The sequence below is a fragment of the Altericroceibacterium spongiae genome (assembly GCF_003610805.1).
GTDB classification, from domain to species: Bacteria; Pseudomonadota; Alphaproteobacteria; order Sphingomonadales; family Sphingomonadaceae; genus Altericroceibacterium; species Altericroceibacterium spongiae.
Window position 1 is genome coordinate 248,224 of record NZ_RAPF01000003.1, and the last position, 23,968, is coordinate 272,191.

Annotated in this window: 24 protein-coding genes; 19 read left to right on the forward strand and 5 right to left on the reverse strand. The window is 58.6% G+C overall.

Features of this window, described 5'->3' with window-relative positions:
• The first annotated feature begins 76 nt into the window (after nt 1-76).
• The 7 genes from D6851_RS07130 to D6851_RS07160 all read left to right on the forward strand — a co-directional run bounded on the left by D6851_RS07130 (nt 77) and on the right by D6851_RS07160 (nt 5,829).
• Nucleotides 77-946 (forward strand): 2-dehydro-3-deoxygalactonokinase, encoded by an 870-nt coding sequence (locus tag D6851_RS07130; protein ID WP_183030020.1) that lies wholly within the window; start codon nt 77-79, stop codon nt 944-946.
• The gene (locus tag D6851_RS07135; RefSeq protein WP_120324197.1) at nt 943-1,581 is read left to right on the forward strand and encodes a 2-dehydro-3-deoxy-6-phosphogalactonate aldolase; all 639 of its coding nucleotides are present in this window, start codon (nt 943-945) and stop codon (nt 1,579-1,581) included. Before D6851_RS07130 ends, D6851_RS07135 begins: the two co-directional genes overlap by 4 nt.
• Nucleotides 1,582-1,644: 63 nt before the next feature.
• Nucleotides 1,645-3,540, forward strand: a complete 1,896-nt coding sequence (locus tag D6851_RS07140; RefSeq protein WP_120324198.1) for a M1 family metallopeptidase — start codon at nt 1,645-1,647, stop codon at nt 3,538-3,540.
• Between the two features lie 5 nt (nt 3,541-3,545).
• On the forward strand, nt 3,546-4,109 hold the full coding sequence (locus D6851_RS07145) for a TMEM165/GDT1 family protein (protein WP_120324199.1): 564 nt from the start codon (nt 3,546-3,548) through the stop codon (nt 4,107-4,109).
• A gap of 96 nt (nt 4,110-4,205) precedes the next feature.
• The gene (locus D6851_RS07150; RefSeq protein WP_120324435.1) at nt 4,206-4,667 is read left to right on the forward strand and encodes a Dps family protein; all 462 of its coding nucleotides are present in this window, start codon (nt 4,206-4,208) and stop codon (nt 4,665-4,667) included.
• 77 nt (nt 4,668-4,744) lie between these two features.
• Nucleotides 4,745-5,365 (forward strand): 6-phosphogluconolactonase, encoded by a 621-nt coding sequence (locus D6851_RS07155; protein ID WP_120324200.1) that lies wholly within the window; start codon nt 4,745-4,747, stop codon nt 5,363-5,365.
• Entirely contained in the window at nt 5,353-5,829 is a 477-nt protein-coding gene (locus D6851_RS07160) for an NUDIX hydrolase (protein ID WP_120324201.1), read from the forward strand. The genes D6851_RS07155 and D6851_RS07160 overlap by 13 nt, the downstream gene beginning before the upstream one ends.
• Here the strand turns inward: D6851_RS07160 and D6851_RS07165 are convergent.
• Complete coding sequence (locus D6851_RS07165; protein ID WP_120324202.1) at nt 5,826-6,488, reverse strand: hypothetical protein; 663 nt, start codon at nt 6,486-6,488, stop codon at nt 5,826-5,828. The two genes, D6851_RS07160 and D6851_RS07165, sit on opposite strands and share 4 nt — an antisense overlap.
• 63 nt (nt 6,489-6,551) lie before the next feature.
• Complete coding sequence (gene uvrB / locus D6851_RS07170) at nt 6,552-8,744, reverse strand: excinuclease ABC subunit UvrB (protein ID WP_120324203.1); 2,193 nt, start codon at nt 8,742-8,744, stop codon at nt 6,552-6,554.
• Nucleotides 8,745-8,885: 141 nt separating this feature from the next.
• Here uvrB and D6851_RS07175 point away from each other — a divergent pair, with 141 nt between their 5' ends.
• From D6851_RS07175 to D6851_RS07205, 7 genes are all read left to right on the forward strand, one after another.
• Nucleotides 8,886-9,446: a DUF3617 domain-containing protein gene (locus D6851_RS07175; protein WP_120324204.1), complete on the forward strand. Its 561-nt coding sequence runs from the start codon at nt 8,886-8,888 to the stop codon at nt 9,444-9,446.
• A gap of 147 nt (nt 9,447-9,593) precedes the next feature.
• Nucleotides 9,594-10,388: an esterase/lipase family protein gene (locus D6851_RS07180; protein ID WP_120324436.1), complete on the forward strand. Its 795-nt coding sequence runs from the start codon at nt 9,594-9,596 to the stop codon at nt 10,386-10,388.
• A 79-nt stretch (nt 10,389-10,467) separates the two neighbouring features.
• Entirely contained in the window at nt 10,468-11,898 is a 1,431-nt protein-coding gene (locus tag D6851_RS07185; protein WP_120324205.1) for a circularly permuted type 2 ATP-grasp protein, read from the forward strand.
• Nucleotides 11,899-11,914: 16 nt separating this feature from the next.
• A complete protein-coding gene (locus tag D6851_RS07190; RefSeq protein ID WP_120324206.1) occupies nt 11,915-12,859 on the forward strand; it encodes an alpha-E domain-containing protein in 945 nt (314 codons plus the stop codon).
• Nucleotides 12,860-12,880: 21 nt separating this feature from the next.
• A complete protein-coding gene (locus D6851_RS07195) occupies nt 12,881-13,696 on the forward strand; it encodes a transglutaminase family protein (RefSeq protein ID WP_120324207.1) in 816 nt (271 codons plus the stop codon).
• Between the two features lie 67 nt (nt 13,697-13,763).
• On the forward strand, nt 13,764-14,513 hold the full coding sequence (locus tag D6851_RS07200; protein ID WP_120324208.1) for a proteasome-type protease: 750 nt from the start codon (nt 13,764-13,766) through the stop codon (nt 14,511-14,513).
• A gap of 207 nt (nt 14,514-14,720) precedes the next feature.
• Nucleotides 14,721-15,398: a response regulator transcription factor gene (locus D6851_RS07205; RefSeq protein WP_338014741.1), complete on the forward strand. Its 678-nt coding sequence runs from the start codon at nt 14,721-14,723 to the stop codon at nt 15,396-15,398.
• Nucleotides 15,399-15,637: 239 nt separating this feature from the next.
• On the opposite strand, the gene D6851_RS07210 is transcribed toward D6851_RS07205, so the two are convergent.
• Together D6851_RS07210 and D6851_RS07215 are read right to left on the reverse strand one after the other, a co-directional pair.
• Nucleotides 15,638-16,096 carry an NUDIX hydrolase gene (locus D6851_RS07210; RefSeq protein ID WP_120324209.1) on the reverse strand — a complete coding sequence of 153 codons (459 nt, stop codon included), beginning with the start codon at nt 16,094-16,096 and terminating at the stop codon, nt 15,638-15,640.
• Nucleotides 16,097-16,225: 129 nt separating this feature from the next.
• Nucleotides 16,226-16,903 (reverse strand): extensin family protein, encoded by a 678-nt coding sequence (locus D6851_RS07215; protein ID WP_420797101.1) that lies wholly within the window; start codon nt 16,901-16,903, stop codon nt 16,226-16,228.
• A gap of 199 nt (nt 16,904-17,102) precedes the next feature.
• On the opposite strand from D6851_RS07215, the gene D6851_RS07220 reads away from it, so the two are divergent.
• The 5 genes from D6851_RS07220 to D6851_RS07240 all read left to right on the forward strand — a co-directional run bounded on the left by D6851_RS07220 (nt 17,103) and on the right by D6851_RS07240 (nt 22,780).
• Nucleotides 17,103-18,233, forward strand: coding sequence for a phosphoserine transaminase (locus D6851_RS07220; RefSeq protein ID WP_120324210.1), 1,131 nt, complete (start codon nt 17,103-17,105; stop codon nt 18,231-18,233).
• Nucleotides 18,234-18,390: 157 nt separating this feature from the next.
• Nucleotides 18,391-19,974 (forward strand): phosphoglycerate dehydrogenase, encoded by a 1,584-nt coding sequence (gene serA / locus D6851_RS07225; protein ID WP_120324211.1) that lies wholly within the window; start codon nt 18,391-18,393, stop codon nt 19,972-19,974.
• Between the two features lie 170 nt (nt 19,975-20,144).
• Nucleotides 20,145-21,257, forward strand: a complete 1,113-nt coding sequence (locus D6851_RS07230) for an ATP phosphoribosyltransferase regulatory subunit (RefSeq protein ID WP_120324212.1) — start codon at nt 20,145-20,147, stop codon at nt 21,255-21,257.
• A 170-nt stretch (nt 21,258-21,427) separates the two neighbouring features.
• On the forward strand, nt 21,428-21,901 hold the full coding sequence (locus tag D6851_RS07235) for a YciI family protein (protein ID WP_120324213.1): 474 nt from the start codon (nt 21,428-21,430) through the stop codon (nt 21,899-21,901).
• A gap of 186 nt (nt 21,902-22,087) precedes the next feature.
• A complete protein-coding gene (locus D6851_RS07240) occupies nt 22,088-22,780 on the forward strand; it encodes a hypothetical protein (protein WP_120324214.1) in 693 nt (230 codons plus the stop codon).
• Between the two features lie 191 nt (nt 22,781-22,971).
• On the opposite strand, the gene D6851_RS07245 is transcribed toward D6851_RS07240, so the two are convergent.
• Nucleotides 22,972-23,802, reverse strand: a complete 831-nt coding sequence (locus tag D6851_RS07245; RefSeq protein ID WP_238473983.1) for an aldo/keto reductase — start codon at nt 23,800-23,802, stop codon at nt 22,972-22,974.
• Between the last annotated feature and the right edge of the window lie 166 nt (nt 23,803-23,968).

Genomic DNA, 23,968 nt, shown 5'->3' on the forward strand with positions numbered 1-23,968 from the left:
TGCATGACATTTTCATTTTCTCGGCGTTTTCCTGGGCGGTAGCCAAGGCGCTGACTATCATTGAGTAAGGCTGGCCATGAGCGAACCGTTTCTCGCAATCGACTGGGGAACAACCAATCGGCGCGTCTATCTGATTGAGAATGGTATGGTACGCCATACGGAAAGAGACGATGCCGGTGCCGCAAAGATCAGCGATTTCGAACGGGAAATCGCTGCCATCCGGCAGCGTCACGGTGACTATCCGGTGTTGATGGCGGGTATGGTGGGGTCCAGTATCGGCTGGCAGGAAACGCCCTATGTTCCGGCGCCTGCCGGAATGAAAGAGCTGGCCTCGACCCTGCATTATATCGACGAGCGTACCGCCATCGTGCCCGGCATGTCCTGGCAGGCGCCGGATGGACGATGCGATGTGATGCGCGGGGAAGAAGTGCAACTGCTCGGTGCGCACGCTGCCGGGCTGGTGCCCGAAGAGGCCGTGCTGTGCCAGCCGGGCACTCATTGCAAATGGGCATGGCTCGGCGGCAACGGTGTGGAGCGTTTCGTCACTGCCATGACCGGAGAACTTTTTGCCATGTTGCGCCAGCATAGCCTGTTGCGCCCGCAGCTGGGCGGCGACGTGGCTGATGGCGATGCTTTCAGGGCAGGTGTGGCACAGGGGCAGCATCGGGATCTGGCTGCGAGCCTGTTCGGTATCCGGGCAGCAGCCATGCTGGACGCATTGTCCGATGCGGATGCGGCATCCTATGCCAGCGGCGTTCTGATCGGCGCGGATGTCGCAAATCGTATGGAACACGATAAAGTTGGACGTGTTTATATTTTGGCCGATGTTTATCTCGGTACGCTTTATGCTTCGGCTATTGCGGCACTGGGGGGAGACAGCGTGCTGATCGATAGCCATGAGACGTTCGTGGCGGGGATATCTACAATCCGGGAGCTTCAGGAATGAGCCATTTATCCGAGTTCGACGACGCTTTTGCCCGCTGTCCGCTGATTGCCATTCTGCGTGGTGTCACGCCGGATGAAGCTGTGGCGGTCGGTGAAGCGCTGGTCGATGCGGGATTTACCCTTATCGAAGTGCCGCTCAACTCACCTGAACCGTTCGACAGTATTCGGCGGATGGCTAAAGCGCTGAAAACCCGTGCTGTGATAGGTGCCGGGACGGTGCTGGATAGCGACGATGTGGCCAGGGTCGATTCAAGCGGCGGACAAATGATAATTTCACCCAATATGGACCCGCAAGTCGTAGGTGAAACATCGCTGCGCCAACTTGTCTCCCTGCCCGGTGTGGCGACACCGTCCGAAGCATTCGCCGCTCTCAAGGCAGGCGCTTCGGGCCTGAAATTGTTCCCGGCCGAAGGTACTTCGCCTGCCGTTCTCAAGGCCTGGCGCGCTGTTATTCCGGCGGATACGCGTATTCTGCCGGTGGGTGGAATCACGCCTGAAGGAATGCGGCCATGGCTCGATGCCGGAGCCAGTGGTTTCGGGCTGGGATCGGCTTTGTACAAGGCGGGCATGAACGCTGAGGATGTGGCTGAACGGGCTCGTGGCTTCCAGGAAGCTCTGACTGCGACCAGAAGCTAGGAGTCAGACCGGGGGGCGGCAAAACGGTTCCCCTCTTCGCCTGATTTGCTGTAGGGCGTGGCCATGCGTATTCTTCTTGCTGCCGCTCTCATGGCCACCGCCGCTCCGCTTGCCGCTGCACAACCGGCATCATCCCCCGCTCCTGTACTGACGACGCCCGAAGCCGTCGATATCTGGACTCACGCTGCTCCCGAAGTGGCGCGTGTCACGCATGTCGGGCTCGATCTCGATGTCGATTTTACCAGCAAAACGCTGGGCGGAACGGCGACACTCGACATTCAGGCCCGTCCCGATGCCAAAGACATCGTCCTCGATGTCGACGATCTGGATATTGCCTCGATCACCGATGCACAGGGCAAAGCGCTGCAATGGACAGTCGGAGCAGACGATCCCGAACTGGGCTCGGCACTGACAGTTCAGCTCGATGGCGCCCGTCAGATCATTATTGCTTATCGCACGAAGCCGGGGGCGACGGCACTGCAATGGCTGCCACCCGAAATGACGGCAGGCAAGAAAAAGCCCTATCTTTTCAGTCAGGGGCAACCGATCAATAATCGCAGCTGGATTCCGACACAGGACAGCCCCGGTATCCGCCAGACCTGGGATGCTACGCTCACCGTCCCGGGCGATCTGGTTGCGGTAATGAGTGCGGAGAAGCTCAGCGGTGACAAGGGTGAAGCCCTAGCCGATGGCCGCCGCCGGTTCCGTTTCCGAATGGATAAGCCGGTACCGCCTTATCTGATCGCCTTTGCAGTGGGCGATCTCAAATTCCGGTCTCTCGGCCCGCGTTCGGGCGTCTGGACCGAAGCATCCATGCTCGATGCCGCGGCGAGCGAATTTGCCGATGTCGAAAAGATGATCGATGCGGCGTCCGATCTCTACGGCCCCTACAGATGGGGTCGTTACGACATGCTCGTTCTGCCGCCATCCTTCCCTTATGGTGGGATGGAAAACCCGATGCTGACTTTCCTGACGCCGACCATCATCACCGGGGACCGGTCCAATACCGATGTGGTGGCGCATGAACTGGCGCATAGCTGGTCGGGTAATCTTGTCACCAATGCAACATGGTCCGATAGCTGGCTGAACGAAGGGTTCACCACCTATTTTGAAAACCGCATCATGGAAGCGCTTTATGGCAAGGAGCGCGCCGCAATGTATGCCGATCTCGACTGGGATGGCATGATGCGTGATCTGAAGACTTTCGGCGGGAAGAGCGGCACGGGAGCGCGCACCCGGCTCCATGGCGATCCGGGTGCGACGGGCGGCCAGCTCGACTATTTCAAAGGGTCCAATTTCCTGCGCATGATCGAAAAGACGGTCGGTCGCGACCGCTGGGATGCCTATTTGCGCTCCTATTTCGATCGTCATGCTTTCCAGCCGCAAACGACAGCCGGCTTTCTCAGCGATCTGCGGAAAAACCTGATTAAAGGCGATGCGAAACTGGAACTGTCGCTGCAACTGGACCGCTGGGCCTATGCCGCGGGGCTGCCCGATAATGCCGTGCATATTACCAGTGAAACACTGGCAGTAATCGACCGGACATTGGCGGCGTATAAGAATGGCGGCCCGGCGAGCGCGGTACAGACTGAGGGCTGGAGCACGCAGGAATGGCTGCGTTTTCTCAATGGTATTCCGCGCAATCAGTCTGCCGCGCGGCTGGCCGAACTGGACCGGGCTCTGGGCCTTTCGAACTCGAATAATGCCTATGTTCGTTCGGCCTGGCTCGAACTTGCGATTGCCAATCGCTATGAACCGGCCCTGCCTTCGCTGCATGAGTTTGCTACACGGGTAGGGCGCGGTCTGCTGATCCGTCCGCTTTATGCCGGCCTGATGGAGCAGGGGGACTGGGGCGCAAAAATTGCCCGCACTCTCTTCACCGAAGCCCGTCCGACCTATCATCCTTCCACGGCTGCCCAGATCGAACGGATTATCGAAGGAAGCGAAAGCGCCGGATAGGCACTATGTCGGCATTCTTTCTGGCCTTTCTTAGCTGTCTGGGAATGACCTTTGCGGGGCGCGAGCAGGTTTTGGTGGCGCGCCTCTCAGGCCGTCTCGGGCAAGGGCGCGGTCTGCTGGTGCTGGTCTGGCTCTCTTCGATCGGCACATCGGCACTGGCGGCATGGCTGGCGAAGAGCATGACGCCGCTGCTGGTTCCGACTGCCAGACAGCTCTTTGTCGGTTTCGCTCTGGGGCTGGCCGGGCTCGATCTTCTGCTGGGCCGGCAGCGGCGTCTGCCGGTCGAACCGACCCGGTCGCTCGGTGCTATCGGTCTGGTGCTTTTTACTGGCCAGCTCACCGATAGTGCGCGGTTCCTGATTTTGGCACTGAGCGTGCTGACAGGCGCGCCTTTCTGGGTCGCTTCAGGCGGAATTATCGGCTCCGGAGCAGCGCTGACAGTCGCCTGGATGGCAGGGGAATTTTGGGAAAAACGGTTACCTTTACGGGTATTTCAATATGTTGCGGGCGGCCTCTTCCTGCTGGCCTCCGTCATGGTTCTGCTTTTTGCCAAAGGCCTTGTTGATTGATCGTTATTTTCGATTAATGTGAATTACATGTTTCTCGAAACCGATTGGTGTTATTGCGCGTTCGAAACATGTAATCTGACGAAAGGGGAACTGAAAATGGCCGAATCCGGCGACAATTCCAAAAAAGCTCTGATCGCAGCACTCAATGGTGCGCTGGCCGATCATATGGCACTGTATATGAAGACAAAGAACTTCCACTGGCATGTGGCTGGCGGTCGCTTCCGCGATCTTCATCTTCTGTTCGACGAACAGGCCGCGCAGATCATTGCTCTGGTCGACGATATCGGTGAGCGCGTTCGTAAGAATGACGAATATGCGCTGACATCGATCGGGTCGGTCGGCAAGGCTACCAACATTGCCGATCAGGACGATGTTACCGTGACGGCTGACGATATGGTCCGTGAATTGCGCGACGATAATAAGAAGCTCCTCGAACGCCTTAAGGAAGTGAAGCAGACTTCCGACGAAGCGGGCGATTATGCCACCAATGGCGTTGTGGACGACTGGATCGATCAGACCGAAGAGCGTGTCTGGTTCCTGACCCAGACGCTGAAGTAATTTCCTGTAAAAACGGGTATGACGGTCGCCGGGCTTTACGCTACGGCGACCGTTTCTGTTGGAAAGGACGAGTCTTCATGGTCGAATGCGACATTATCGAGAAGGCGAGCGACCGCGATATCGCTGACTGGCTGGGGCAACGTCTGGCCTGTTCTCTGGAAGAAAATGATGGTCCGATCGCCGTGACCGTGCCCGGCGGTTCGACCCCTTTTCCCATTCTTCGCAAGCTGACGGAAACCCCGCTCGAATGGGAGCGGATCACTTTCTGGCCGGGCGATGACCGGATGGTGCCTGAGGATCATTCGGCATCGAATACGGGGAAGATCCGTGCACTTCTCGAACCGACCGGAGCGGAAGTGGTCAGGCTCACCGAAATGGAGCAGGTGCCGCATTTCACGCTCGCCTGGCTGGGAATGGGCGGCGATGGCCACATCGCGTCGCTTTTCCCCAATACCGATCCGCAAGTGGACGATATGCAGGCTATCCGTCGGCTGACGCCCGATCCTTTGCCGCCTGAGGCACCTTTCGACCGGATCACGCTGACCATGCCGTCTATTCTGGCATCGGATGAATTGCTTTTCGTCATTCGCGGGGCAGACAAACGCGCGGTTTTCGAACAGGCGCTACGCGGTGAAAGCGATCTGCCCATTGCCCGTCTGCTGGGCGCGGCGACGCAGAAAGTGACATGCTTCGCCTGATTCCCGGCGGGCTGCACCGGCAGGCTTTGCGTATTGCGCATCGTCTGCGCAGCGTGTGGTGGCGCTGGCGCCGCCCGGCTTTGCGTGGTGTGAGCATTCTGGCTTTCAACGAAGCAGGCGAATTGCTGCTGGTGCGTCATTCCTACGGTGCCGATCTGTGGAGCTTCCCGGGTGGTGGTTTTCGCAAGGGTGAAGCACCGCTGGCGGCAGCGCAGCGCGAATTTCAAGAGGAACTGCGTTGTCCGGCATATGGCTGGCAGAAGCTCGGCACAGTGGAAGAACGGCTTCACAGAGCCCCGGCTATGGGACACGTCTATCGGGCCATGCTGGCCGGAGAACCGCGACCCGACGGGCGTGAGATCGTCGAGGCGCGTTGCTTTGCGCTTGACCGGCTGCCTGCCAATCTGAGCCGCCGTGTAAGGCCCCGGCTAGCATTGTTATCCGGCAATGAGCCAGTGGATTAATCGTCTGCCGCGTTTGCCTCTTCCGCTTCGGCCTGTTCTTCTTCGCTGGCCTGCATCACCTTGCCGCCCAGACGACACCATGTGACGAATTCGCCCGGCAGGCGGCTTCCTTCGATCACCAGTGAGCCGGCACCGGGCAAGGTCGCTTCCAGATCGCGTGTGCCGGTAAAAACATCCAGCGCCGGAGCATCGGCAGGATAGGTGCCTTCCCAGCGCCATTCGCCGTCATTGAGCACAGCTTCCATCTTGAAACGGCTTATCATGCCATTGCCGATCACGGGAAACAGCGCGCTTGTGTCGGGGCGCGCTTCAACATGGCGGATGATGCGTAATTGCGGCGGTGTCTCGGTCAGGCGGCAGGCGAGGGTGAGATAGGGCGGTTCATCGGGAAGCCCGAAATGGATCGCGCGGCCATCCTCTGAAACCTGCCACAATGCACCCTCGACGTCGGGTGACGGCAGCGGTTCGCGCGGGCGCGTCACCGGATCGGCATCGGGCAGGGTAATCCGTACCGGACTGTCAGCGTCGCTATTCCCGCAGGCTGCCAGCAGAGGCAGGGTAAGAAGCGCAAGATTACGGAGAATGCGGTAAGGCAAGGGCAAGCCTGTTGTCTGCAATTGAACAGCTTTGCCATAGGCATGATGGCCCGCTGGATTCAAGACATTAGCGCCACTGGCTCTGTTTCCATTCCGTTCGCGGAGAAGCGGAGACAAGGTGCTGCGTCAGCTCTGTTTCTTCCACTTCTTCTGCGTCTTGCCATAGCGGGTCTTGCGGGTGCCCGGTCTGCCTTCATTGGAGCGTCCGACACGGGGGGCTTTCTTCTCTTCGTCGGGCAGCCCGAGTTCCTCATTTTCGAGGCGGCGAATTTCGTCGCGCAATCGCCCGGCTTCTTCGAATTCGAGATCGGCCGCCGCCTTGCGCATACGATCTTCGAGATCTTCGATATAAGCGCGCAGATTATGGCCGACGAGATTGTTCGTCTCATCATCTTCCAGATCCACGGTGACACCGTCTTTGGCGGCTGTATGGGCAACGATATCGGCGATTTCGCGCTTGATGGTTTGCGGCGTGATGCCGTGTTCCTCATTATAGGCGCGCTGCTTTTCACGGCGCCTTTCGGTTTCCGCCATAGCGCGTTCCATGCTGCCGGTAATCCGGTCGGCATAGAGGATAACCCGGCCATCGACATTGCGTGCGGCACGCCCGATTGTCTGGATCAGCGAGGTTTCGGAGCGGAGAAAACCTTCCTTGTCGGCATCGAGAATACAGACGAGACCGCATTCGGGAATATCGAGCCCTTCGCGCAGCAGGTTGATGCCCACCAGCACATCATAGACGCCCATACGCAGATCGCGGATCAGTTCGATGCGCTCCAGCGTTTCGACATCGCTATGCATGTAGCGCACACGCACACCCGCTTCATGCATGAATTCGGTAAGGTCTTCCGCCATCCGCTTGGTCAGCGTGGTGACGAGCGTGCGATAGCCTTTAGCGGCGGTTTCCTTGCATTCATTGATGCAGTCCTGAACCTGATCCTCGACCGGGCGGATATCCACCGGCGGATCGATCAGCCCGGTCGGGCGGATGACCTGTTCGGCAAATACACCGCCGGTCTGCTCCATTTCCCATGGGCCGGGGGTGGCCGAAACGGCAACCGTCTGCGGACGCATCGCGTCCCATTCGTTGAAACGCAGCGGGCGGTTATCGATACAGCTGGGCAGGCGGAAACCATATTCGGCGAGAGTCAGCTTGCGGCGATGGTCCCCGCGCGCCATCGCGCCGACCTGTGGTACGGTCTGGTGGCTCTCATCGACAAACAGCACGGCATTATCGGGCAGATATTCGAACAGGGTCGGCGGCGGTTCGCCGGGCAGGCGGCCGGTCAGGAAGCGCGAATAATTCTCGATCCCCGCGCAGGACCCGGTGGCGGCAATCATTTCGAGATCGAAATTGGTCCGCTGTTCGAGCCGCTGCGCTTCGAGCAGCATGCCTTCATCCTGCAATTCCTTCAGCCTTTCCTGAAGCTCGAAGCGGATCGCTTCCGTTGCCTGCTTCATGGTCGGGCCGGGCGTTACATAATGCGAATTGGCATAGATACGTATCCGGTCGAGCGTGACGCCCTTCTTGCCGGTCAGCGGATCGAATTCGCTGATTTCCTCGATTTCGTCTCCGAAAAATGAAACGCGCCATGCGGCATCTTCATAATGGCTCGGGAAAATTTCGAGATTGTCGCCGCGCACGCGAAAATTGCCGCGCGCAAAGCCTGCATCGTTGCGCTTATATTGCAGTGCGACCAGCTTGCGGATGATTTCGCGCTGATCGACGGTCTGTTCTTTCTTGAGATCGAAGACCATGGCCGAATAGGTTTCGACCGATCCGATACCGTACAGGCACGATACCGAAGCAACGATAATCACATCGTCGCGTTCGAGCAGAGCGCGGGTGGCCGAATGGCGCATCCGGTCGATCGCTTCATTGGTCGAACTTTCCTTTTCGATATAGGTATCGGACCGCGGCACATAGGCTTCGGGCTGATAATAGTCGTAATAGGATACGAAATATTCGACTGCATTTTCGGGAAAGAAGCTTTTGAATTCGCCATAAAGCTGTGCGGCGAGAATCTTGTTGGGGGCCAGAATAAGCGCGGGACGCTGCAATTCTTCGATCACCTTGGCCATGGTGAAGGTCTTACCCGAACCTGTCACGCCGAGCAGGACCTGGGTCTTATCGTCGGCATTCACACCTTCGGTCAGTTCGGCAATGGCGGTGGGCTGATCCCCGCTCGGTTCATAATCCGAAACCAGTTTGAAGGGTTTGCCGCCCAGAGTCTTTTCGGGGCGTTCGGGCTTGTGCGGTGTGAAAGTGCCGGATGTATCGGGTTCTTCCAGTCCGCGACGGATGACGAGTTCGGCCATGGCGGAACATATGGGGAAAGAATGCCTGTTCCGCAATGTCGAAGCCCTATGGCCATTGGCACGCTCGCAGGGGCTTGGTAATCATCGTTCGGACCAGCGCCCGTCACACCGGGCTCCCGTTTATGGAATTTGGAGATTTTTATGCGTCTTGTTCATTGTTTTCCGTTGGTGGCGGCCATGGCCCTTGCGGCCTGTGGCGGCAATGGAGCCAAGGAAGAAGGGACGGATGAAAGCGCACCCCTTTCGCAGGAAGAAGTGGCCAGTAAGGCTAATGGTATGATTCGCCAGACGCCGGGGCAGTATCAGACCTCGGTCGAATTGCTCGATTTCGATATTCCGGGCCTGTCGGAAGAGCGGGCCGGCCAGTTGAAAGATATGTTTGCCAAGAGCGTGGCTGACGGCAACACCTATTGCCTGACACAGGAAGATGCCGACAAAGGCCCCGAAGCCATGCTGCAACAGCTTGCCGAAGCTGACTGCACGTTCAAATCTCTCGACGTCAATGGCGCGAAAGTGGATGCCGATATGACCTGCAAGGGTGCAGGCGGGGCCGATGGCAATTTCAAGCTGAACGGCACCATGGAGAAGGAAAGCAGCGAAATGCTCATGGAGATTAACCAGAGCATTCCGAATCTTCCGGGCGAAGGCAAGGCCGTGATGAAAATGAAAATGAATTCGAAGCGGGTCGGCGAATGTAGCTGATTAGCGCAAGCGAAAACGTAGAGTGAAGGGGCGGAGTGCTACGGCATTCTGCCCCTTTTTCTTTGTGACAATTTAAAGACAACTGAAACCCGATGCTGGATTTTTCGTTCATCCTGTAACAAGTCACTTTTGTTACAGACGATGACCATGAAAAATATTTCCCATCTTCATGCCCTCGCAGGCTCCCGTACCTCCGCTGCCAAAGCGGTGGCGCTGCGCGATGCTCTGGGAACTAGGCTCGCTCTGATGCGGCATCCGCGCCCGGCCGACATAAAAGGGCCGAAGCTGCGCTACCTTATGGGCGAACTCGCTGTACTGGGAGAACCGTTCCGTCGTGCCCGGCAGGAACTGGATATTCCGCGTTCTACCAATCCGCGTGTGGTCATGCTGTTGCCCGGATTCGCTACGCACCCGGTGCGTATGCGGTATATGGCGCGTCAACTCGAAAAGGCCGGGCATAAGGTGAAACGTTGGGGGCTGGGTTTCAATTTCGGCCCGAGCGAAGAGAATTTCGAGCGTCTGTCCGAACGGGTCTGCGTGTTGCGGGAACGTTACGGTGTGCCCGTGGTGCTGGTCGGCTGGAGCCTCGGAGGCCTGTTTGCCCGCGAAATGGCCAAGCGCCATCCCGATTGCGTGGACAAGGTGGTGACGATGGGCTCACCTTTCTCCGGCGATCCGCATGCGAATAATGCCTGGCGGCTCTATCATCTGGTCACTGGCCATGCGGTCGATAATCCGCCGCTGGAACTGCATCTTTCGGGCAAGCCGCCGGTAGAGACGGTGGCCCTGTGGAGCCCGCGCGATGGAATCGTTTCGCCGCGCAGTTCCCGCGGACAGCGCGGCGAACGGGATCGTGAAGTCGCCTTGCGTTGTACACATATCGGTTTTGCCTATTCTCCCGAGAGCATTCGAACGGTTCTGCGGGAACTTGAGCGGCGCTGAGTAATTAATCCCGGTATACGGGTTGCCCCGTGGCAACTTCTCGATATCATGCAGAATATTACTGCAATGCCGGGGGGATATGGATCAGTCATCCGCCGAAAACTTCGATGAAATGCGTAAGCCGGACGGTTCTATCCGAGAGGCTTATAGTGGATACAATCAATGGCTTTCGGAGCAGGACCCGGCCAGAATGCGCGGCAAGGGTTTCGAAGCGGAGCGGTTCTTTCGGCGCACCGGGATCACTTTCAATGTTTACGGGGAAAGCGATGCGGAAGAGCGGCTGATTCCGTTCGACATGGTTCCGCGGATTATCACGGGGGGTGAATGGCGCCGCCTGTCACGTGGGATCGAACAGCGTGTGCGGGCGCTCAATGCCTTTATGCACGATCTCTATCACCGGCAGGAAATTATCCGCTCGGGGCGTTTGCCGGAGCGATTGTTCCGCCACAATAGTGCGTGGTTGCCGGAAATGGTCGGGTTCACGCCGCCGGGCAGCGTCTATACCCATATTACCGGCATCGATCTGGTTCGCACAGGGCCGGAGGATTTCAGGGTTCTCGAAGATAATGCCCGCACGCCCAGCGGGGTGAGCTATATGCTCGAAAATCGTGAGACCATGATGGCGATGTTTCCCGAACTGTTCACTCAGGTGAAGGTTCGTCCGGTTTCGACCTATCCGCGCCACCTTGCCAAAAGTCTCGCCGCCTGTGCGCCCGATTGCGCCAGCGAAGTGCCGACCGTCGCGGTGCTGACACCGGGGATTTATAATTCGGCCTATTTCGAACATGCCTTTCTGGCCGATCAGATGGGCGCCGAACTGGTCGAAGGCAGCGATCTGCGCGTGATTGGCGGGCGGGTCCAGATGCGCACCACACGCGGTTACAAGCCGATCGATGTGCTCTATCGCCGGGTCGACGATGATTTCCTCGACCCGCTGACATTCAATCCGGATAGCGTGCTGGGCATACCGGGGATCATGGACGTCTATCGGGCAGGCCGGATCACTATTGCCAATGCACCGGGCACCGGTGTGGCCGATGACAAGGCGATCTATTCCTTCATGCCGGAAATCGTCGAATTTTATACCGGGGAAAAGCCGTTATTGCCCAATGTGCAGACATGGCGCTGTGCAGATCCCGACAGCCTCAAATATGTGCTCGACAATCTCGAAGAGCTGGTGGTGAAGGAAGTTCATGGCTCGGGCGGCTACGGTATGCTGATCGGCCCGACATCCTCCAAACGCGAGATCCGCAAATTCCGGGAAAAGCTGGAAGCCCGGCCTGAAAACTATATCGCGCAGCCCACGCTCGCTCTGTCCACCTGTCCGATCTACACCCGCAAGGGACTGGCGCCGCGCCATGTCGATCTGCGGCCCTTCGTCCTGATGTCGCCCGAAGGGATCGATATCACGCCGGGCGGGCTGACCCGTGTGGCGATGAAAAAAGGCTCGCTTGTGGTCAATTCCAGCCAGGGTGGCGGGACCAAGGATAGCTGGGTGCTGGACGATTAATGGCGGAGACAGAATAATGCTGGGCCGGACCGCCAATAACATCTTCTGGATGTATCGCTATCTGGAGCGTGCCGAGAATACCGCGCGCCTGCTGGAAGCGGGGCATCGCATGTCGCTCACCCGTACGGCCGATGCCGCCTCTGCCGAATGGCGCTCGGTTATCACCACGCTGGGAATGCGCGGTGATTATGAGGATCATTTCGAGGATTACAGCGCCGCGCATGTCTGCGATTTCGTGCTGCGTTCACGCCACAATCCGCAATCTGTTTTCACCATGTTCGAAAATGCGCGGACCAATGCGCGTGCCTCGCGCTCGGCCATTACGGGCGAGGTGTGGGAAGCGGTCAATGAAGGCTGGATGGCGCTGCGCGATATGCTCGCCAAGCAGGTCCGGGAAAGCAATCTCGGTGCGGCACTGGCGGCGATCCGGCGCGAATCCTCGCTTGCGCGCGGGGCCACTCATGGCTCCATGCTGCGCAATGAGATTTATTCCTTCGCCCGCTCGGGCACTTTCATCGAACGCGCGGACAGCACGGCGCGTATCCTCGATGTGAAATATTATCTGCTGTTGCCCTCGCTCGCTTATGTCGGGACGGCGCTCGATACGAGCCAGTGGGACAATGTGCTGCAATCCCTGTCGGGCGAGCGGGCTTATCGCTGGCTCAATTCGGGACGGATGGATGCCCGCTCGATTGCTGATTTCCTGATTTTGGACGACCGTTTCCCGCGCAGTCTGGCATTCTGCTATTCGGCGCTGCGAGAAAATCTCTCCGCCCTTGCGCGTCTGCATGGTGAAGAAGGGGCGGCGCATGTTGCCATGCGTCAGGCCGAAATGGCGCTCAGCGACCGCCGGATAGAGGATATTTTCGATCAGGGGCTGCATGAATTTCTGCTCGAATTCATCGCCTCTAACCAGACGATCGCCAACACTATTGCCGAGGAATACCGGTTTAACGCCTGAAGGAGTGCAATCGACCCGCCCATGCGCCTGTCTGTCCGCCATACGACCCATTATCGTTTCGCCGCTCCTGTGAGCTATGCCATTCAGCGGTTGCGCCTGACGCCCAAGGAAACGCAGGGGCAGAAAATCCTCCAGTGGAATATGGAATATGAAGGCGCGCGCGAGGAACTGGTCTATGACGATCAGAACCATAACAGTGTGACGCTGATTTCTGCCGAAGAAGGCGTGGAGGAAGTGATCGTCACCTGCCACGGCAAGGTCGATACGGAAGATCATGCCGGTGTGATCGGTCATCATTCCGGGCTTTTGCCGCTCTGGTCCTTTCTCGGCTATACGCCGCTTACCATTGCGGGGCCGAAAGTCCGGGCGCTGATTGCGCGGGTTGAGCGCAGCGAAAGCGGTATGGTGGAAACGCTGCATAATCTCTCGTCGATGATCCGTGACACTGTGAAATATGAAACCGGACGCACCCAGGTGACGACGACAGCCGAAGAGGCCATCGCCCAGGGCCATGGTGTGTGTCAGGATCATGCGCATATCTTTATCGCGGCGGCTCGTGCGCTCGATATACCGGCCCGTTATGTCAGCGGCTATCTGATGATGGACGACCGCATCGAGCAGGAAGCGACCCACGCATGGGCAGAAGCCTATGTGCAGAATCTGGGCTGGGTAGGCTTCGATATTTCCAATGGGATCAGCCCCGATCCGCGCTATGTCCGCGTGGCGACCGGGCGCGATTATCGCGATGCTGCACCGATCACCGGGATCAGCTATGGTGCCATGACCGAAGAACTTTCGGTCAAACTGGCGGTGGAACAGAAGAGCATGGAGCAGTAAAGGCAGGTTCGGGCGGCCGGGTTTTCCATGGAGTCGCCGTTGTTTTTGCCGTGATGGAAGCCAAGCTATGACCTATTGCGTAGGCCTTTCGCTCGATAAGGGCCTTGTGCTGATGAGCGACACCAGAACCAATTCGGGTGTCGACAATATTTCGGTTTTCCGGAAAATGTATCACTGGTCGGTTCCCGGAGAGCGGATCATTACCCTGATGACCGCAGGCAATCTGGCCACCACGCAGGCTGTTATCAGCCAGCTCGAAGAGCGCTCCAAGGCACCCGAGGACCGGCAGAATTCGCTGCTGGAATTGCCGAGTATGTACCGGGTGGCGGTGGAAGTCGGGCGGTTGCTGCGCGCGACGGTGCGCGAAACACAGACGGAAAACGGGCAGGCGGGGCAAGGGCGCTTCACCGCTTCCATGATTCTGGCCGGGCAGATCAAAGGCATGAAACCGCGCCTGTTCATGATCTATCCCGAAGGCAATTTTATCGAGGCGAGTCTGGACACACCCTTTTTCCAGATCGGAGAGACCAAATATGGCCGCCCGATCCTGATCCGCGCCTACGATCCGGAAATGAGTTTCGAAGAAGCGGTGAAACTGCTGATGGTCAGCTTCGATTCCACGCTGAAAGCCAATCTCTCGGTCGGCTTGCCACTCGATCTCATGGTGATCGAGGAGGATATGTTCGAACCGAAATATATCCGGCGGATCGAATATGGCGATCCCTATTTCGAAACGGTTTCTTCGGGCTGGGGAGATGCTTTGAAGAGTGCATTTCAGGCGCTGCCTGATTTCAGCTTTTCGCAAAGTGATAAGTAAAGTATTAAGTAGTAATACTTATATCTCTATTAGTAAGGATTTTGCCTGATCGTGTGACTACCCAAGACATTGTCCAATATGGAGGGTTTTGGGGGCGGCGTTTCAGGGACTATTGCATGTCGATGAACCGTTAATAGTTCATTTCGGCTGAAAGCTTCGATGCGAAGCGAAGTCGCTGGCGTCACTATTACACACATGGAACAGCGATTGACGATCCATTTTGTCGATAATGACAGCCGAGCCAGGGCGGAAAAGGCACGTATCGCATATGCTTCGGGGCATCACGCCGAAGTCTATTCCGATCTACAGGAGCTGATTACCATCAAACCGGATAACGGTGTGCTGATGGTGACAGACAGAGTCATTGCGGGCGATCCCGAGCATGTCATGGAGCGATTGGGCGAAGCGGGAATTTCGCTGCCGCTTGTCGTGACATCCGATCAGCCGGCGGTACAGGCGGTTGTGCGCACGATGAAAGCGGGGGCGCTGGATTACCTCAAAACACCCTTCGATCAGGACCGGTTCGCCGATGTGATGCACCGCCTCGCGCTGGAAGCCTCATCCCACATGGAAGCGCGGCGCAAGCTGATCGAAGCGCGGGGGCGGATTGCGCAATTGAGCAAGCGTGAGCGCGAAGTGCTGGACTGGCTGGCGGAAGGCAATTCGAACAAAGCCATTGCCAGAGCGCTCGATATCAGTCCGCGGACGGTGGAGATTCACCGCGCCAATATGATGGACAAGCTGGGCACGAACCATTCGGCTGAGGCAGTACGCCTGCGGATCGAGGCGCAACTGGAAGAAAATGCCGCGCGGCAGCCAAAGGCCGAAGAGGCCGCGCGTTCAGCGCCGTCCATGCGGCGGAGCAACGGAGCGGCCTTTTTGTAAGCCGGGCGGTCGACCCGTAAGGGTGAATGTTCCGGCATGACAGGGGATAACGGCCTGGCCCGGAGGCAAGGGGGATAGGGTCTGGCCGATTGTGAAAGCCGGTCGAATGGCGGCCGGCTCGCCCCGATCTTCTCAGTCAGCCAAAACAAGAGAAAATGTGATTTAGGACAAGTGGCTCAATAGCCGCCTGTGAAGAGAAAACCGTAATAAAAGACGTGTTTGCTTCGTTTTCAATCGCTTTATGAGGCTGGTGTCCACAGTCCGGCGTTAATCAGTATATCGGCAAGGTCTTCGGGCCAGACCTGCTCATTTGTATTGCGCAGATCCTGCTGGCTCCACCATCGATGGGCTGTCATTATCTCACGTTCAAGCTCGGTCTGGTTTTGCATCGAAACAGCATGCTGTCCCGCCGCGATGGCAAAATATCGTTCGTCAGCCTCGACCATTTGTCCAGAGGGTAAGGCGAAAGCAGCGGCTCGGTTTGCAATTTGCGGACCTATATGTTCGACTTTGAGGCCAGCCTCCTCAAACAGTTCCCTCCGCGCAGCATCTTCGTAGCTTTCTCCGTCTTCCAGTCCTCCGCCCGGAGTTGCCCAAAAAATCCGGCCTGACAGAGGGCCCTTTTTATGCTCGAACCGGAACAGCAATAAGCGCAGTTTCTTATCAAGCACGAGAAGGCGGGAAGACGGGCGTTGCATAGCGCGGTACTATACAGGCGAAGCACAAACACGCCATTCAGCTTGCGAAAGCATTTTTTCTCGTATGGCGTGGCCAGGTGTTGGAAGCGAGGCACGGCCACCTGAGAACAAAGGCGTGCCGATTGCCTGTCAGCGGCAATAGCTTTGGCCGTCGATCACTTTCTCGATATGAAAATGGTCACGATGGGCGGCATTATATTCCGGGCCGAGCACGGTCGCGAAGCGTTTGCAGGCGCTGTCATGCACGATACGGAGGAACTTGCGTTCAGCCGATGAGCCGCTGTTCCAGTCCTGCTTCACACTGATGCGACGGCCATCGTCCAGCACGAAAGCCGATATGTCGATCGCCTGCGCCGTAGCATGAGCCGAGCGTCTGCCGGTTCCGGCAACATTGCGGCAGGAATAGCTGCCGAATGTTTCGATCCGCGCGATGGGAGAACCGAGAATTTTGCGCGCCGCGCGATCGACTCCATAGCGCGCCCATCCGGCAAAGGCATTGGCGACCGGGCAGGTAACCGGCCCGATATTGACAACGCCCAGTGCCGATTCATCCGAATATACCGCAGAAAGCTGCACGCTGTTGAGATTGGAACAGCCTGAACCATAATATTTGTCCGGCAGCGGCTTGAAACTCGCTTTGGTCAGGCCAAGCTCATTCAGGCACTGGCCGGCCTGCGGGCTGTGCGAAACCGGTGCCTCGGCTCTTTGCGGCCGCCGGGTCTGCGATGGCGGACCGCTGTTCGATGGCATGAGCGAACAGCCCGAAAGGGCCAGAGCGGCAAAAGCGAGAGGCAATCGGCTCATCATGCCGCTGGTTTAGTCTTTCATGCTTAACACTCTCCTAACGACGGGTTGTCTGACGGCAGAGAGAGATGAAAGATTGTTTCCCCCGACTTTATCCATTCGCGATTGTCGCAGTGCTTGACTCTGCTTTGCGTATCTTTATTGCGGCCGACGGGCCACGCGGTCCCAACGCCGCGCGTGCTCTCTGTAAGGAGAGTCTTAAATGACTGAATTGAACGTACCGGCGCGCAAGCCTGCGCGTCCGCATTTCTCATCCGGTCCCTGTGCGAAACCGCCGGGCTGGTCCCCTGAAAAACTCTATACTGAAAGCCTCGGGCGCTCGCATCGCAGCAAGCTCGGCAAAGGGCGTATCGCCTATTGCCTCGATCTGATGCGCGAAATGCTGCAACTGCCCGATACCCACAAGATCGGCATCGTCCCCGGTTCGGATACGGGCGCGGTCGAAATGGCCATGTGGACGATGCTGGGCGCAAAGCCCGTCACTACAATTGCATGGGAAAGCTTCGGTGAAGGCTGGGTCACTGATGCTGTCAAACAGCTCAGGCTCGATCCGACGATCATCAAGGCCGATTACGGCCAGCTTCCCGACCTTGCACAGGTCGACTGGTCGAACGATGTGGTGTTTACCTGGAATGGCACGACTTCGGGCGTTCGCGTCCCCAATGCGGACTGGATCGCAGCGGATCGCGAAGGGCTCGCTATCGCCGATGCGACCAGCGCTGTATTTGCGCAGGAAATCGCCTGGGACAAGGTCGATGTGCTGACCTTCTCCTGGCAGAAAGTGCTGGGCGGTGAAGGCGCGCATGGCGTTCTGATCCTCGGCCCGCGTGCGGTGGAACGGCTGGAAACCTATACGCCCGACCGCCCGCTGCCCAAGATTTTCCGGCTCACCAAAGGCGGCAAGCTGATCGACGGTATCTTTACCGGCGCGACCATTAACACGCCGTCTCTGCTGGCCATCGAAGACGCTATCTTTTCGCTCGAATGGGTGAAGTCGCTGGGCGGTCTGGACGGGGCCCGGGCACGCGCCGATGCCAATGCTGCCGCGCTCGACAAGATCGTGCAGGAGCGTGACTGGCTGGGCCATCTCGCTGTCGATCCCGCGTCACGATCCAACACCAGCGTTTGCCTGACCGTGGAAGGCGCCGATACCGATCTCATCAAGAAAATGGCCAAGCTGCTCGAAGAGCAGGATGCGGCCTATGATGTCGCCGGCTATCGCGATGCTCCGGCGGGGCTGCGTATCTGGTGCGGCGCCACGGTCGACGCGGCCGATGTGGAAGCGCTCGGCCCCTGGCTCGACTGGGCCTATGCCAGCGCGAAAGCGGCCTGACTGAATCCATCGATGCGCCATTTCCGCGGCGGCGGGCCGGGAGCGAAGGCGTACTGGCCTCGATCGCTTCGGTCCTCCGCGCTGCGGGAATGAGTGCAGGATATAATTTTCCGCGTCTGTATATGTGACGCGCCTTTTCCAAGGATTGGAAAGACTTATGACTAAGCCCAAAGTCCTTATTTCGGACAAGATGGACCCGAATGCCGCCAAGATTTTCGAAGAGCGCGGCTGCGATGTCGATGTGAAACCGGGCATGACCCCGGAGGAACTGAAGGAAGTGATCGGCCAGTATGACGGCCTCGCCATCCGTTCCGCGACCAAGGCCACAAAGGATATTCTCGACGCGGCGACCAATCTGAAGGTCATTGGCCGTGCCGGTATCGGGGTCGACAATGTCGATATTCCGGCCGCTTCGGCGCAGGGCATCGTGGTGATGAACACGCCTTTCGGCAATTCCATCACCACCGCCGAACACGCCATCGCCATGATGATGGCGGTTGCTCGCCAGATCCCCGAAGCCAATGAGCGCACGCAGAAGGGCGAATGGCCCAAGAGCAAGTTCATGGGTGTCGAAGTGACCGGCAAGACGCTCGGCCTGATCGGGGCGGGCAATATCGGTTCGATCGTTGCCAGCCGTGCGCAGGGCCTCAAAATGCGTGTGGTCGCTTACGATCCCTTCCTGACCGAGGAACGCGCGGTGGAAATGGGGGTCGAAAAGGCCGATCTCGAAACCGTGATAACGCGTGCCGATTTCATCACGCTGCACACGCCGCTGACCGATGAAACACGCAATATTCTCAGCCGCGAACGGCTTGAAAAGACCAAAAAGGGCGTGCGGATCATCAACTGCGCCCGTGGCGGACTGGTCGATGAAGCCGCGCTCAAGGATCTGCTCGAGAGCGGCCATATTGCTGGCGCCGCGCTGGACGTGTTCGCCGAAGAACCGGCCAAGGACAGCCCGCTTTTCGGTACGCCGAACTTCATCTGTACCCCGCATCTCGGCGCTTCGACCACCGAAGCGCAGGTCAATGTGGCCTTGCAGGTGGCCGAACAGATGAGCGATTATCTGCTGACCGGCGGCGTCACCAATGCGCTCAACGTGCCCTCGCTCAGTGCCGAAGAAGCGCCCAAGCTCAAGCCCTATATGGCGCTGGCCGAAAAGCTCGGTTCGCTGGTCGGTCAGCTCGCCCACGGTTCGCTGCCCAAGATCAGCGTGGAAGTGGAAGGCGCCGCTGCCAAGCTCGATCAGCGCCCGATCACCTCGGCCGTGCTGGCGGGACTGATGAAGCGCTATTCCTCCAGCGTGAACATGGTCAACGCGCCGTTCCTCGCCAAGGAACGCGGCATCCAGATTTCCGAAGTGCGCCGTGAGCGCGAAGGCGTGTATCACACACTGATCCGCGTTACGGTCGAAACCAGCCAGGGGGATCGTTCGGTCGCCGGTTCGCTGTTCGGCAGCGGTATGCCGCGCCTCGTCAATATTTTCGGCATCGGGATCGAAGCCGATATGGATGGCGACATGCTCTATATCGTCAATGACGACAAGCCGGGCTTTATCGGCCGCATCGGCTCGCTGCTGGGTGAGAACGGCATCAATATCGGCACCTTCCATCTCGGCCGCCGCGAAGCGGGCGGTGAAGCGGTGCTGCTGCTGTCGGTCGACCAGCGCATTCCCGAGGATGTGATCGCCAAGGCCACCGCGCTCGAAGGCGTGAAGCTGGTCAAGTCGCTCGCTTTCTGAGCGCGGCCTGTCTGATGGAAAAAAGGGCACGGGGACAATGGTTTCCGTGCCCTTTTTTCAGCTCTGCCGCTGCCATCCTCCCCGAAACTCTTCCTTGCACGCCATAATCGTGCCATGGCGCTGCGGATTGCCGGGCAGGGCGGCCCGGCGCGATATCGTAAAGCGGAACCATGACTGACTCGATCAACGATCTCCTCCCCGAAGGCCTTGCAGACCGTTTGCCGCCGCTGGCCGGGCAGGCGGCGCATATTGCCCGCGCGATGCTCGACCGGATGGACAGCCATGGTTATGACCGGGTGCATCCGCCGCTGATCGAATTCGAGAAATCGCTGGCCGGGCGGATGGACGGGGTGCAGCCGCGCCAGATGTTCCGCTTCGTCGATCCGCGCAGCCTGCGGATGCTGGCGCTGCGTTCGGATATGACGGTGCAGATCGGCCGCATTGCCGCCACCGGCCTTGCCGCCGCGCCGCGCCCTTTGCGACTATGCTATGCCGGGCCGGTTGCGCGGATGACGGGCGACCAGCTCGACCCGTCGCGGGAGAATATGCAGCTCGGCGCCGAGCTGATCGGGCGGGACAATGTCGCCGCTGCGGCCGAAATGGTCTGCCTCGCCATCGAAGCGCTGAAAGCCGCCGGGGCGAGCGGTATCTCGGTCGATTTCACGCTGCCCGATCTGGTCGACACGCTGGCGCGTGAAGCGCTGCCGCTGGCCGGGGGGCAGATCGATGCGGTGCGCCGTGAGCTGGACGCCAAGGATGCGGGCGGCTTACGCGATGCCGGGGGCGAGGCCTATGTGCCGCTGCTTTATGCCACCGGCCCCTTCGATGAAGCGATAGAAAAGCTCGCTGCGATCGATGCGGGCGGCGCGCTGGCGAGCCGCATTGCGGGCCTGCGCGAAATTGCCGCCCGCGCGGCAGGCAAGGCGCGGCTGACGCTCGACCCGTCCGAACGCCACGGTTTCGAATATCAGAGCTGGTTCGGCTTCACGCTGTATGCCGAGGGTGTGCGCGGCGTGCTGGGCCGGGGCGGAACCTATCACATTCACGGCGCGGACGAACCGGCCACCGGCTTCTCGCTCTATCCCGAACAGCTCGCCGAGGCGCTGGCCGGCACGGCCGAACCGCGCCCGCGCCTGTTTCTTCCGCTCGGGCACGACACCGACACCGCCGCCCGCCTGCGCGAAACCGGCTGGCGCACCGTCGCCGCCCTCGACGAAAGCGACGACCCCGCCACCCTCGGCTGCACCCACCGGCTGGACGGCTCGGCTCCTGTGGCGGTGTGAGGGGCTTCAATCAGGTCAGGATTTGGGCCGGTAGGCGACTTTCCGGTTTAGCGCGATGAATTGTGACTTGCTGCCGTTCGCGGAATTGTAGTCAGACGGCAAGGCTTCCCTTGCAGGCGCACATCATCTCGTGAATTACGGCTCAAAGTGGGCATGAAAGGCTGCGCGGAATGGGTTCGGCAATTTACTATCGGGTTGCGGCTCTGGCTCTGATGACGATGAGTGTCGGAGGATGTACCGGCGGAAAGCGCCCATTTCGAATGGTCCAGTTTTGCCTTTCAGGCCCCGAAGAAATTCCTGCATTCACCAGCTTCATGGATGGAATTGCACAGGAATATAGAATGGAATTCACGAACCGCAGCGGTCAAACTGGAGATGAATTGCGGTCGATGGCATCCGATATCAAGACTGTGCCAGTGAACGAGCGCGCCGTGAATATTGGTGCAAACCGGGGGAGCGCCTTCAGCTTTGGGGCTGGAAATCTGGGGCTTCCCGCTGACCAGATCGTAATAGGATTTAACGGCGATGATCTCGCAACCGCACGACCTTTTGCCGATGCTGTCGTGACGCGATTATCAAGCCGTTGGCACGTCCATGAAGTCCCTGACGGAAAAGGTGCATTACCACTGCCCGATTGCGACTAATCACGTACAAATTTTGCCCTTACCCCTTGGCAGGCTCCATAGCTGAAATTCCGCATCAGGCATCAGCAAGGCGGCCGCTGTCAGGTCGCAAATGGACGCACGATTGCCAGTGCGGGGTTTCGGTAGAGATTTAACCTGTTCGCCAGTTGCGCTATGTTGCCCACATTAGGGAGGATCGGGGGAAGCATGGCAACTAGGAAGCGAGAGAAACCGCCGCAGTCCATTTCTACGCGGCCCACCGAAAAGCCTTGGTGGAAAAGTACTTGGCTGAAAGTGACAGCAGGGATCGCGGCCATCGCGCTTCTTCTAACCAATGTGATTTCGATCTTATCGAGTTCGCGGGCGCTACCGATTGAAGTTCAGAAAACGTCGGATCAGTTTTTCAATTGGTACGGCGACTACGCCGCTTGGAAAGGGTATTGGACCAACTTCCCCGAGGGCTTCGTTGATATGGAGGAAATGAACCTCTCGAAAGAGGATTTTCGCCTGAACATCGAAGAGACGAAAGGTGGTTACATCAGCGGCACCACCGAGACTCGCGGCATTTGCGACAAAGTTCCTTATTTCGATCAACTCCTTGTCGATGGCTCAATTTCGAGTGGGAGTAGGGCTGAAATCGAAATATTTGACTATGTGGGCGGTTATCGACGGAATTTCGCAAGACTTAGGCTTAAGCGTGACGACTACATTATGGCCATTATTCCGCTGGACGATCCGGCCGGGATATTTGCTGAGGAGACCAGAATCGCTCGCGCTCCACCCGACTTGATCGGCAGCGACGGTCACGAGGCGCTATGCGGCGACAAACGGTTCAAGTTCATTCGCGATGCATTGAAAAAGGCCCAAACTGAGCAATCGTCAGGCGCGGCAGGAAAATAGAAAATCCGATCGATCGAAACCGCTTTGCGCAATCGCATGACAATGGCCGTTGTTTCGGATCGTCCGGCGCCCCGGTCGTCCCTTTCCGTTGCCGCTAACCGAGTGGGAATGGCCGCTTCCAGGGGCGGGCTTTGGCCTCTCTAACGACGCCAATGGGCGCAAACCTGTCACCTCACTCCAACTCCCCCGCATCACACTTCCAGCGGATGCGGGCCGGTGCGGCCTTGGGGGTCGTCCATATCGTCGATGCGGTCCATCTGGTCGTCATTCAGTTCGAAATCGCAGGCGTCGAAATTGGCGCTGATATGGTCGTGTGAAGTGGCTTTGGGGATCGGGGCGAGGCCGTGCTGGATATGCCAGCGCAGCACCACGGCGGAGGGGCTGTGGCCGGTCTCTGCGGCAATGGCCTTGATAATCGGATCGTCGAAACTCGCACCGCGGCCGAGCGGGGACCAGCTCTGCGTTACAATGCCTTTCGCGGCGTTGTAATCCTGAATGTCGCGCTGCTGGAAAGTGGGGTGCAGCTCGATCTGGTTGACCGCCGGGACCACGCCGGTTTCGGCAATGATCCGTTCGAGATGTTCGGGCAGGAAATTGGAAACGCCGATGGATTTGACGAGGCCTTCGGCGCGCATATCGATCAGCGCCTGCCATGTTTCGACATAGCGATCCTGCGCCGGGCAGGGCCAGTGGATCAGATAGAGATCCAGCACATCGCGCTGCAATTTGTCGAGGCTGCGGCGCAGCGCTGCGCGTGCCGCCTCCATACCCTGATCGGCATTCCATAATTTGGTGGTCAGCCAGATATCGGGATGCTCTGCCAGCGCCCGGCCGACGCCTTCCTCATTATCGTAAAAAGAGGCTGTATCGACCAGTCGGTAGCCTTCCTCCAGCGCCAGCGCGACGGGTTCGCCCACCGCATCGTCGGCCAGCTTGTAAGTGCCGAAACCCAGTTGCGGCATGGTGCGGCCATCGTTGAGCGTGAGGGTGGGGGTGTCGGAATGGTCGGTATCGGTCATCATGCTCCTTGGGCGGTTCGTGTGCTGTGGATCACCGGCTTGCGGGCCTGTTCTCTATAGATACGCATGACGCCTCGTGCAGTGCCGGGCAAGCTTTGTGGTGCCTTTGCGGCAAAGGGACATGCGGTTCGGGTGAGATGCCTCGCTATGGCAGGGCGTCATCACTTGA